At 62.7% G+C, this 10,537-nt stretch carries 13 protein-coding genes; 4 read left to right on the top strand and 9 right to left on the bottom strand.

The window, feature by feature from the left end; all coding sequences use genetic code 11:
* From trmH to AACR77_RS20840, 6 genes are all read right to left on the bottom strand, one after another.
* Window positions 1–443, bottom strand: a 443-nt coding sequence (gene trmH / locus AACR77_RS20815; RefSeq protein WP_042882117.1) for a tRNA (guanosine(18)-2'-O)-methyltransferase TrmH, incomplete at its 3' end; no start/stop codon positions are given.
* Between the two features lie 107 nt (window positions 444–550).
* Window positions 551–2,668 (bottom strand): bifunctional GTP diphosphokinase/guanosine-3',5'-bis pyrophosphate 3'-pyrophosphohydrolase, encoded by a 2,118-nt coding sequence (gene spoT / locus AACR77_RS20820; RefSeq protein ID WP_039040667.1) that lies wholly within the window; start codon window positions 2,666–2,668, stop codon window positions 551–553.
* Window positions 2,669–2,803: 135 nt separating this feature from the next.
* The gene (gene rpoZ, locus AACR77_RS20825) at window positions 2,804–3,079 is read right to left on the bottom strand and encodes a DNA-directed RNA polymerase subunit omega (protein WP_005307060.1); all 276 of its coding nucleotides are present in this window, start codon (window positions 3,077–3,079) and stop codon (window positions 2,804–2,806) included.
* 79 nt (window positions 3,080–3,158) lie between these two features.
* On the bottom strand, window positions 3,159–3,785 hold the full coding sequence (gmk, locus tag AACR77_RS20830) for a guanylate kinase (RefSeq protein ID WP_042882102.1): 627 nt from the start codon (window positions 3,783–3,785) through the stop codon (window positions 3,159–3,161).
* 96 nt (window positions 3,786–3,881) lie between these two features.
* On the bottom strand, window positions 3,882–4,013 hold the full coding sequence (locus AACR77_RS20835; protein ID WP_080989930.1) for a guanylate kinase: 132 nt from the start codon (window positions 4,011–4,013) through the stop codon (window positions 3,882–3,884).
* A gap of 27 nt (window positions 4,014–4,040) precedes the next feature.
* Complete coding sequence (locus AACR77_RS20840) at window positions 4,041–5,141, bottom strand: glycosyltransferase family 9 protein (protein ID WP_042882119.1); 1,101 nt, start codon at window positions 5,139–5,141, stop codon at window positions 4,041–4,043.
* A gap of 138 nt (window positions 5,142–5,279) precedes the next feature.
* On the opposite strand from AACR77_RS20840, the gene AACR77_RS20845 reads away from it, so the two are divergent.
* Window positions 5,280–5,993, top strand: coding sequence for a 3-deoxy-D-manno-octulosonic acid kinase (locus AACR77_RS20845; RefSeq protein ID WP_010672321.1), 714 nt, complete (start codon window positions 5,280–5,282; stop codon window positions 5,991–5,993).
* A gap of 169 nt (window positions 5,994–6,162) precedes the next feature.
* The gene (locus tag AACR77_RS20850) at window positions 6,163–7,026 is read left to right on the top strand and encodes a GGDEF domain-containing protein (RefSeq protein ID WP_039040669.1); all 864 of its coding nucleotides are present in this window, start codon (window positions 6,163–6,165) and stop codon (window positions 7,024–7,026) included.
* Between the two features lie 63 nt (window positions 7,027–7,089).
* On the opposite strand, the gene AACR77_RS20855 is transcribed toward AACR77_RS20850, so the two are convergent.
* A complete protein-coding gene (locus AACR77_RS20855; RefSeq protein WP_042016171.1) occupies window positions 7,090–7,944 on the bottom strand; it encodes a DMT family transporter in 855 nt (284 codons plus the stop codon).
* A 42-nt stretch (window positions 7,945–7,986) separates the two neighbouring features.
* On the opposite strand from AACR77_RS20855, the gene AACR77_RS20860 reads away from it, so the two are divergent.
* Window positions 7,987–8,457 carry a DUF6314 family protein gene (locus AACR77_RS20860; RefSeq protein WP_042882121.1) on the top strand — a complete coding sequence of 157 codons (471 nt, stop codon included), beginning with the start codon at window positions 7,987–7,989 and terminating at the stop codon, window positions 8,455–8,457.
* A 105-nt stretch (window positions 8,458–8,562) separates the two neighbouring features.
* Here the strand turns inward: AACR77_RS20860 and AACR77_RS20865 are convergent, their stop codons facing one another.
* Together AACR77_RS20865 and AACR77_RS20870 are read right to left on the bottom strand one after the other, a co-directional pair.
* Window positions 8,563–8,724, bottom strand: coding sequence for a hypothetical protein (locus AACR77_RS20865; RefSeq protein ID WP_010672325.1), 162 nt, complete (start codon window positions 8,722–8,724; stop codon window positions 8,563–8,565).
* Entirely contained in the window at window positions 8,709–9,608 is a 900-nt protein-coding gene (locus tag AACR77_RS20870) for a DMT family transporter (protein WP_042882104.1), read from the bottom strand. The genes AACR77_RS20865 and AACR77_RS20870 overlap by 16 nt, the downstream gene beginning before the upstream one ends.
* Before the next feature lie 91 nt (window positions 9,609–9,699).
* Between AACR77_RS20870 and AACR77_RS20875 the strand changes: the two genes are divergently transcribed.
* On the top strand, window positions 9,700–10,537 hold an 838-nt coding region (locus AACR77_RS20875), incomplete at its 3' end, for a LysR family transcriptional regulator (protein ID WP_042882105.1).

Genomic DNA, 10,537 nt, shown 5'->3' on the forward strand with positions numbered 1-10,537 from the left:
AGGGACTGCACCATGCCCACCATGGGGATGACGATATGGTGATCGGCCAGGGCCAGCGCCTCTTCGCCGATGCCGTGCTTCTCCTGGCCCACCAGGATGGCGGTGGGTTTGGTGTAGTCGATGGCACGAAAGTCCACGGAGCTGTCGGAGAGGTGGGTCGCCAGGATCTGCATGCCGGAAGCCTTGAGTTCGGTCACGGCACTGCCGATGTCCGGGTGCAGCTTCACGTCCACCCAGTTCTGGCTGCCGCGGGCGGTGCCCTTGCGCTTGTGGATCCAGCTCTTGGGCCAGACCGCGTGCACCCGGTGGATGCCGATGGCATCGGCGGTGCGCACGATGGCGGCCAGGTTGTGAGGTTTATGAACCTCTTCCATGCAGACGGTCAGGTCGAGCTGGCGCTGGGCCAGCATGTCGGAAATGCGTTTGAAGCGTTCAGGAGTCATGTCGGTTTCTATGTCGTGAGGCCGGTGCATGCAACAAGGCTGGTGGCCTGCGGCATGGGGCCCTGGGTATCTCTTGAAAAGCAGCAGGCGGCTTGCGCCGCCTGTGTTCAGTTTTTCTGTCGGCTCACCCTGAGCACGTTGGGCATGACCCGGATCTTGCGCATGATGTTGGCGAGGTGGATCCGGCTCTTGGTGGTGATGAGCAGGGTGACCACATAGACCCGGCCATCTTTCTCCTCGGTGCTGATGGCGTGGATGTTAGCGCCGGTGGCGGCAATCACGTTGGCCAGCTCCGCCAGGGCGCCCTGGTGGTTGACGATCTCGATGCTGATGCCGGTGCGGAATTCCTGCTCCTGCTCCTTGTCCACCTCCCACTGCACCGGCAGGTATTTGTCCGGTTCGCGGCTGTAGCCCTTGATGTTGCGGCAGGACTCTTGGTGGATCACCAGTCCTTTGCCCGGGCTGATGTGGGCGATGATGGCGTCCCCCGGGATGGGGCGGCAGCAGTTGGCGAAGGTGACCAGCATGCCGTCGGCCCCCTTGATCGGCATCTTTTTGCTGGTGGATTTGGGTTGCTCTTCCGGCGGCAGCTCATCCCCGAGCATGCGGCGTGCCACCATGACGCTCATGGCGTTGCCAAGGCCCACGTCGGCCAGCAGCCCCTGCAGGTTCTCGTGTTTGGTGTCGGCCAGCACCTGCTTGACGCGGGCTTCCGGGATGTCTTCGATGTTCTTGGCGCCGAGCGCGTGGTTGAGCAGGCGGCGGCCCAGCACCACGGACTCTTCGGTGCGCAGGTTCTTGAGGAACTGACGTATCTTGGAGCGCGCCTTGGTGGTCACCACGAAGTTGAGCCAGGCCGCGTTCGGGCGGGCGCCGGGGGCCGTGATGATCTCCACCGTCTGACCGGAGTGCAGCGGGCTGCTCAGCGGATAGGGGTGGCGGTCGACCCGGGAACCGACGCAGGCGTGACCGATGTCGGTGTGCACCGTGTAGGCGAAGTCCACCGGGGTGGCGCCGGCGGGCAGCTCCATGATGCGGCCCTCCGGTGTGAAGACGTAGATCTCGTCGGGGAAGAGGTCGGTCTTGACTCCCTCGATGAACTCGAAGGAGCTGCCGGCGCTCTGTTGCAGCTCCAGCAGGCTCTGCATCCAGCGTTGGGCGCGGATCTGGGCCGTGGTACCCGAGCTGTCCCCATCCTGCTTGTAGGCCCAGTGGGCGGCGACGCCCTTGTCGGCCATCTGGTCCATGAACTCGGTGCGGATCTGCACCTCCACCGGTACCCCGTGGGGGCCCACCAGGGAGGTGTGCAGGGACTGGTAGCCGTTGGTCTTGGGGATGGCGATGTAATCCTTGAAGCGACCGGGGCGCGGCTTGTAGAGGCTGTGCATCTGCCCAAGCACCCGGTAGCAGGTGTCTATGTCTTTCACTCTCACTCTGAAAGCATAGATATCCATCACTTCGTGGAATTGCAGTTCTTTCTTCTCCATCTTGTTGTAGATGGAGAACAGGTTCTTCTCGCGTCCGCTCACCTGGGCATCGATGCCGGCTTCTCGCAGACGCCCCTCAATCTCGCTCTGGATGGAGTCGATGATCTCGCGCCGGTTGCCACGGGCGCGGCGTACCGATTCCCGCAGTACCCGGGAGCGCATGGGGTAGAGCGCCTCGAAGCCGAGCTCTTCCAGCTCGTTCTTCATGGTGTGAATACCGAGGCGGTTGGCGATGGGGGCGAAAATCTCGAGGGTTTCCCGGGCGATGCGGCGGCGCTTGTCCGGTCGCAAGGAGCCGAGGGTACGCATGTTGTGAGTGCGGTCGGCCAGCTTGATCAGGATGACCCGGATGTCCTGGGTCATGGCCATCATCATCTTGCGGAAGTTCTCGACCTGGGCTTCCTTGCGATCGCGGAACTTCAGCTTGTCGAGCTTGGAGACACCGGAGACCAGCTCGGCGACGGCGTTGCCAAACTGCTCGGCAAGATCGTCCTTGGTGACAGGGGTATCTTCGATGACGTCGTGCAGCACGGCAGCCATCAGGGTCTCGTGATCGAGGCGCATGTCGCCCAGGATGCGGGCCACGGCAACGGGATGAGTGATGTAGGGTTCACCACTGGAACGCATCTGTCCCTGGTGAGCATCACGGGCTACCACATAGGCTTGCCTGAGCTTCTCAACCTGCTCGGGTGGCAGGTAGGAACTGGCTATTTCTTTAAGATTTTCAAATAAATACAAGACAGTCCCCGCAGCGGTTAAACGGCAATCCGTGAAATTGAGGGTATGCCCTCGAGTTTGCGAGGTTTTCGAGCGGTTGTAAATGGGGAGAACAGCCGGCACCCGGGCGGGCGCCGACTATGGGAAGCGACTGACTTAGCCGCGACCTTCTGCGATGGCAGCAACGGCAGCCAGCTCGGCGGCTTCCTGCTCTTGCTGCTCGTAGCGGTCCTGAGTATCCATCACCTGGTTGTTGACCAGACCCAGTTCGATCTCGCGCAGGGCGATCACGGTCGGCTTGTCGTTCTCTTCGTCGACCAGGGGATCCTTGCCTTGTACCGCGATTTGACGAGCGCGGCGCGCGGCGACCAGCACCAGGTCAAAACGGTTACCTACCTGTTTTACAGCATCTTCTACAGTAACGCGGGCCATGCGGGACTCCAGTGTTTGGGCTTTCTGTGATTGAAAAAGCGGTGTTTAAAAATGACGCAAAAGTTTACTTGTTTTTGGCTTACTCTGCCAGTAGCTGTTTCAGCAAGTTTTGCTGGGCCTGCTGTTGCTGACGCATTTCCAGGCGCTGGCACTCGATGACGGCCCTGAGCTGGAACAGTGCCAGCTCAAAGTCTTCATTGATGATGACATAGTCATACTCGTCATAGTGCACCATTTCGGCAATGGCTTTCTCCATCCGGCCCTTGATCACCTCGGCGCTGTCCTGGCCGCGGCCGATCAGGCGGCGCTCCAGCTCCTCGCGGCTGGGAGGCAGGATGAAGATGGACTTGGTCGGCATCTGTTCGCGGATCTGGCGGGCCCCCTGCCAGTCGATGTCGAGGAAGACGTCGATCCCCTGAGCCAGGCAGGCCTCGATGGCGGCGCGGGAGGTGCCGTAGTAGTTGCCGAACACCTCGGCCCACTCCAGAAAGTCGCCGCGCTCGATCAGCTCCTTGAAGGTCTCCACCTGCACGAAGTGGTAGTGCACCCCGTGCTGTTCGCCGGGACGGCTGGCGCGGGTGGTGTGGGAGACCGACAGCTGCATCTTGCCTGCGCTGTTGTGTTTGGTCAGCAAGGCGTTGAGCAGACTGGACTTACCGGCCCCGCTCGGGGAGGAGATGATGTAGAGAGTGCCTTGTTGCGCCATGTCTGTACCTTTAAACGATGAGCCGCGCTTTGGTTGTAGCAGAGGCCGCCGTCTTGTGCCCGACAGGGAGACGGTTGCTCGCAATACGCGGAAGAATCAGAGCCAGGAGGATGTAAAGGCGGCGAATGTTAGCAGATGGGGGCGGATAAAAAAACGGCCGGAATCATATTCCAGCCGATCAAAATATTCGTAGCTTGCTGCGGGAGCGTTACCCACATTGGCCGTCATTCTGCCTCCGGTGCCGGGGGAGGGCCATCAGATTATCCCTGCCTCATGGCTCGGAATTTCCGAGTTGCCCTGGGTCGGTAGAAGATGCTTGTCGGTACAGAGGCGGTCGAAGGCGGCGATGACCCGCTCGCGGCTTATCTTGGCCATGGCGTCAGGATCCTTGAGGCGGGTGCGCCAGCCGAGCTCGGCCAGCGGCTTGCCGGTCTCCTGCTCAATCAGTTCCTGATAGACGCTGACCAGATAATCCCGGCACAGATAGGGGCCGGTACGGGCGGGGTTGTGGTGGGCGTAGAGGCCGATCACGGGTGTCCCCACCAGGGTAGCCATGTGGGCAGGGCCGGTATCCGGGGCCAGCACCAGGCTCGCCTCGCCAATCAGCGCCAGCAATTGCTTGAGGCTGGTCTGCCCCACCAAATCTTCCGGCTTGCTCTGGCTGAGGCGCTGGATCTCGGCGGCGAGATCCCGCTCCAGCCTGGCCGGTCCGCCGCACAGATAGACCTGAAAGCCCTTGTCTGCGGCGTGATCCGCCAGCGCGGCGTAGCCGGCGGCAGTCCAATTCTTGAATGCCTTGCTGGCAGCGGCGCAGATGAGCAGGGTCGGCTTACCACCCACCTTCTCCCGGGCCCAGGTCTGGTGCTCGGCGCTGATGGGCAGTTGCCAGTCCGGGGTCAGATCTTTTATCCCGAGCTCTTTGGCGAAGGCGAGAAAGCCGTCCAGCACGTGGGGGGAGGCGGGTGAGGGGACCCGATGGTTGGTGAACAACCACTGACCGTCGCTGGCGCGCTCCCGATCAAACCCGAGTTTGACCTTGGCCTTGATGCCGAGGGTGGCGATGCTGGCGCGCATGGCGGCCTGCAGGTGGAGCAGGGCATCGAACCTGCGCCCCTTGAGGGTCTGCCAGAGATCGCGATAGCCGCGCCACCCCTTGCTCTTGTCGAAGGGAATGACCTCGACCCCCGGCAGATCGGCGAACAGGGTCGCCTCAATCTTGCCGGTGATCCAGGTGATGCGGGTCTGGGGCCACTCCCGCTGGATGACGCGCACCAGCGCCAGCGCGTGGCAGCAATCTCCGATGGCGGAGAGCCGCAGGATGCAGATGGAGGAGGGCGGCGTTTGGAACAGCGGCATGATGTGGCGCAACGATGGCAAAATGGATGGATGGCATTATGCAAACTCCCCTGTGGATTGTAAAATTGCGCCGGTTGCCCGACCGGCACGGCTTTCTGAATGGATGCCCTGCACCCACTATCGACCGGAATTCTCATCATGCTGACACACACCACCCACAACCAGGTCTGCTGGTATGCCGACGGAGTCTTCCGCGATCCTTCCCCTGCCTTGTTCGATCCTGTCTGGTGGCAGACCCATCGCCAGGTGGTAGGTTCTTCCATCGGCCGCGGGGTGACCTGGTTCGTGAAGGATGAATCCCGTCACTTGGTGCTGCGTCACTACTACCGTGGCGGCATGGTGGGCAAGCTGGTGCGTGACCGGTTCTGGTTTGAAGGGGTGGAGAGCAGCCGGGCCATGGCTGAATATCGTCTGCTGGCGACCCTGAGTGAACAGGGGCTGCCGGTGCCGCGCCCCTTTGCGGCCCGCATGGTCAAGCAGGGGCCCTTCTATCGGGCCGACATCCTGATCGAGCGCATTCGCGGCGCCAAGGATCTGGTGGCCCTGCTCAAGCAGGGGCCGATCGCCGGTGAGGTGTGGCACAAGATAGGCAAAACGGTGCGCCAGTTGCACGATGCAGGGGTCTATCATGCGGATCTCAACAGCCACAACCTGCTGCTCGACAAGGAGGGCAAGGTGTGGGTGATCGACTTCGACAAAGGAGCCATCCGCTCCCCCGGCAACTGGCAGCAGGCCAACCTGGAGCGGTTGCTGCGCTCCTTCAACAAGGAGTCGCAACTGCACACCAGCTTCCACTTCGTGCCGGAAAACTGGCAGGCCCTGATGGCAGGCTATCAGGGCAAGGTGGCGTGACGTCGAGCTTCACTTCGTAGCTGGAGGCTGGCAAGCCCTGATGGCGGACCACCAGAGGCGAGAGGTGCGAGGCCAGCGATGCTGGCGCGGTTGCTCGGCGCCAGCACCAATGTTACTTATTGAGTGTGATTGCTTGGACAGATATTCAGATCCGGTTTCGAGGCGCGTGATGGAAAGGTATGAGACTCCCGGGGTTGAGGTCACCACTCCCCTTGAGGTGACGCTGATGGCACAGGCCATGGCGATGTTGGAGGCCGGGATCTGGACCTGGTCGGCCGGGCAGGGTCTGAGGCGGGACCCTTCCTGTCTGCAACTGCTGGGTCTGGAGGGGGGCGAGCTGGGGGATCTCGGCTGGCTGGATCGGGTACATCCGGATGATGCTCCCCGTCTGGCAGAGGCCCTGGAGGCCTGCCAGCAAGGGCGCAGCAACGGGCTTCGACTCGAGTACCGCATCCTGCACCATCAGGGCCATTACATCCGGCTGGAGGAGCGGGTCCGTCGCGACGAAGGAGGTCAACTGCTGGGGGTGGTTCGCCATCTGGATGCCGCCATGGCGCCCCTGGAGGATCGCCACGACACGGATCCCCTCACCGGCCTCGAGAGCCGCAGCCACTTCGAGCTGCTGCTGGATGAACGGCTGGCCAGCGAGAGCGGCAGTTTCTGTCTGCTGCAGTTCAGCGTGGATCACCGCAGCAAGATCCTGCAGTTGTTCGGGGAGGCGGCCTGCGACGCCATGCTGGCCAAGCTGGCCCGCATCGTGCGCCGCGAGCTGCGTCGGGAAGATCCCTTCGCCCGTTGGGACGAAGACGGCTTCATCCTGATGCTCTCCCAGACCGATCGGTTGAGCGGCCTGGAGATTGCCGAGCGGCTGCGGCTCGAGATCGCCGACGCCAGCCTGCTGCCCCAGCGTCCGGTGACCGTGAGCATCGGCCTGGTGCAGAGCCAGAGTGCCGAGCAGCTCGATCACCTGCTGGCCCGGTTGGCCTCCTGCCACGGTCAGGCGAAGCGGGAACACAACGCCGTGGTCGGCTGACGGCCAGTCACTGTCCGCGAACCCATTGACGCCGATGGACCCATCAGCGTCAATGGTTTTCAGTCAGCGCTCACTGACCTGCTGACGCTGGCAGACCCAGAGGGAAGCCAGCATCAGCAGGGCGCCCAGACCGAGCCTGAGCAGGTCGGTATCCTTTCCCCAGAGCACCAGATTGACCAGCAGACCCGCGGGGATCAAGGCGTTGTTCATGATGGCCAGCACGCCGCTGCTGACCAGGGTCGCCCCCTTGTTCCACAGGAAGTAGCCGAGCCCGGATGCCCCGACCCCCAGCCAGAAGAGGATGCCCCATTGCAGGGGGCTGGTGGGATATTGAGGTTTGCCCAGCAGCCACCAGGCGGGCAGGGCGATCACCAGGGCGCCCAGATAGAAGCAGCCGAACACCGCCAGCTGGGGCGGCTGCTCAGCCTCCCGGGCCAGCAGCACCTTGTAGCCTACCTGGCCCAGGGCGAAGCAGACGTTGGCGCCCTGCACCACCAGGAATCCCAGTACATAGCTTTCGGTCAGGCCGTCGAAACGGATGACGGCCGCCCCCAGCACCGCCAGCAGGGCCCCCCACAGATAGACAGGCTTGAAGCGCCCTTCCAGCAGGTCGTGGATCAGGGTGACATAGATGGGGGTGAAGATGGTGAACACCAGCACTTCCGGTACCGTCAAGAGCAGGAAGGAGTGGTAGTAGAAGAGATACATGATGCCGAGCTGGATGGCACCGAGGGCCATCAGCTTGGCCACCAGATCGGGGCGCAGCCAGCGACGGCGGAGGAAGGGCAGAAACACCAGGCTGGCGAGCACGATGCGGGTCAGTACCGAGAAGTAGGCATCCACCTGACCGGCAAGGTAGACCCCGATCAGGCTGAAGGAGAAGGACCAGAGCAGGGTAACCCCTATCAAGTAGTTCATGTGATTGAATTGTCGTCAGTTGTCAATTTGGAGGGCGCTATGATGGCCGAGTTGGAAGGCGCGATCCAGCGTTTATGGGAAGGGTTGTCACAGATCGGAGCATTTGCCTTCGAGGCGAGCAACGGGGTCGGATCCGCCACCGACTGGTGCGGTCGCGGGGAGGGTGCCGTGGTGGTGACCGATCACCATGGGGGGTGGCTGTATGCCGAGACGGGTCGCTACACCACGCCCCATGGCCGGGAGCTGACCATGCACAACCGCTTCTGGTGGCAGCGCACCGCACGGGGGATCATGCTCTCCCACCTGCGCTACGAGCAGCCGGTGATGCTGTTCGAGCTGTTGCCCCGGGGGGACGGGCACTGGGTCACGGCCGAGCCTCACCTGTGCGGGCAGGATCACTACAGCGCCGAGCTGACCGAAACCGGCGAGGGTTTCCTGCTCGCCTGGCAGATAACGGGGCCGCGCAAGAACGAGCGGTTGAGTTATCGCTACGGAGCAGAGGCGCAGAGATAAAAAAACCGGCGCAGGGCGCCGGTAGAGGGGACAAATCGGAGGTTTTGTTAAAACGGTCCCAAAAACAGGAGAGATACACTCTCGTCACACACGCAGAGAGGGTCTTCAGGCATTCAGTGCATAGTTCAGCATGGCTTGCAGCTTGCTGTCGAAGAACCAGGGCAGCAGCACCATCAGCAGACCCAGCACCCCGGCCAGTCGGTGGCGATACTGCCAGCCGGCTATCAGTACCAGACCGCCGCAGAGGGTGGTCAGGATGCCTGACATAGGGCAGCCTCCCGCTGTTGGCGGCGCTGCTGTGCCCACTGGTTGAGGGCGACCGAACCCAGGATCAGGGCCAGCGCCACGCCCGTGGTGGACTGGATCTGCTCGCCGAGGAACAGGGCTCCCAGCATGACGCCGAACAGCGGCACCAGGTAGTTGCTGAAGGAGGCGAAGGTCGGGCCCGCCTTCTGGATCAGCGCCATGTAGAGGAAGTAGACCAGGCCGGTACAGAAGATCCCCAGCATGGCGACGGCGCCCATGGCCTGCTGGCTCGGCAGGGTGAGGGTGCTCAGGTCGGCCACGAAGGGCGCGGCCAGCAGCAGCTGGATGGCCGAGGAGATCAGGATGTTGCGGGCCACGACCACAGGATGGTCCTTGGCGAAGCGCTTGATCATCAGCAGGCCGATGGCGAAGCAGCTGGCACCGAACAGGATGGCCATGGCACCGAGCAGGCCAGCATTCATGCCGCTGGTCAGCTTGGGCCAGAACAGTACCAGCACGCCGACGAAGCCGATGATCACGGAGACGAGGCCGCCCTTGGTGATTCTTTCACCAGAAATAAACAAGGGTGCCGCCAGAATGGTCACAAAGGGGATACAACCCATGACCACGGCCGCGATGGCGCTGTCCACATACTGTTGTCCCCAGGCCACCATGATGAAGGGGATGGTGGCGTCGAGCAGGGCGATCAGCATATAGGTTCGCCAGGGTGTGTGTTCACTCTTGAGGCGCATGAACAGGCAGAGCAGACCCAGGGTCAGGCTGCCACACAGGGCGCGTCCGGCGGCCACCATGATGGGGGGCAGTTCAGCCACGGCCTGGTGCATGAAAATGAACTGGGAGCCCCACAACAGGCCGATCGCCAGCAACAACAGATAGCTACGCATTTGAATCTCCGATGTAATTCGCCTGCGCATTCTATGCAATCTGCTACTATGCCAAAAATGAATTGTCGTCATTCAACTATGGCCAATATCGATGGAACTGCCCCTCTCCCGCCTCGATCTCAACCTGCTCACCGTGTTCGACATGCTGATGCAGGAGCGCAACGTCACCCGTGCCGCCGAACGGCTGCACCTCTCCCAGTCCACCGTCAGCCATGCGCTGGGGCGCTTGCGCCAGGCGCTGGATGACCCCCTGTTCGTGATGAGCCGGCGCGAGATGATGCCGACCGAACGGGCCAAGGCGCTGGCGAGCCCGGTGCGCCAGGCGCTGGCCATGCTGGAGCAGGGGCTGCGTCAGGCCAAGGGATTCGACCCGGCAAGTGCCCGGCGGATCTTTCGCATCGCCACCCCGGGCTCGGTGGAGCACGGTCTGGTGCCGGTGCTGGTGGAGTGGATGGTGCAGCAGGCTCCCCACTGCCGACTGGAAGTGTGCGAGCTGGCGGACAGCGACTACGAGCGGGAGTTGGAGAAGGGGGAACTGGATCTGGTGATCGGGTTTGCCGGTGCCAACCACCTCTCGCCCCGGTTGTGGCGCGAGGAGTGGTTCAGCAATCCGCTGGTCTGTTTGTCGCCCCTCGGCAGCGCCCTGCCCGACATGCTGGGGCCGGGAGAACTGGTCAGCCGCCCCCATATCCACACCTCCAGCTGGGGCCACAGCCAGGCCATGGTGGATCTCTGGCTGGCCCGTTTCGGGGTGGAGCGGGAGCTGGGGGTCAGGCTGCCGAGCTTTATGGCGGTACCGCCGCTGATGGCGACCGGCCGCTACCTGGTGGTGGTGCCCGAGATGATCGGGCGCCACTTCTGTCGCCACTATCCGTTGCGCCTGCACCAGCTGGAACCCGCCATCCCCATCGTCTACCTGATGGCGGGCC

Origin of the sequence: Aeromonas sp. ZOR0002 (assembly GCF_963866995.1) — a bacterium.
GTDB classification, from domain to species: Bacteria; Pseudomonadota; Gammaproteobacteria; order Enterobacterales; family Aeromonadaceae; genus Aeromonas; species Aeromonas caviae.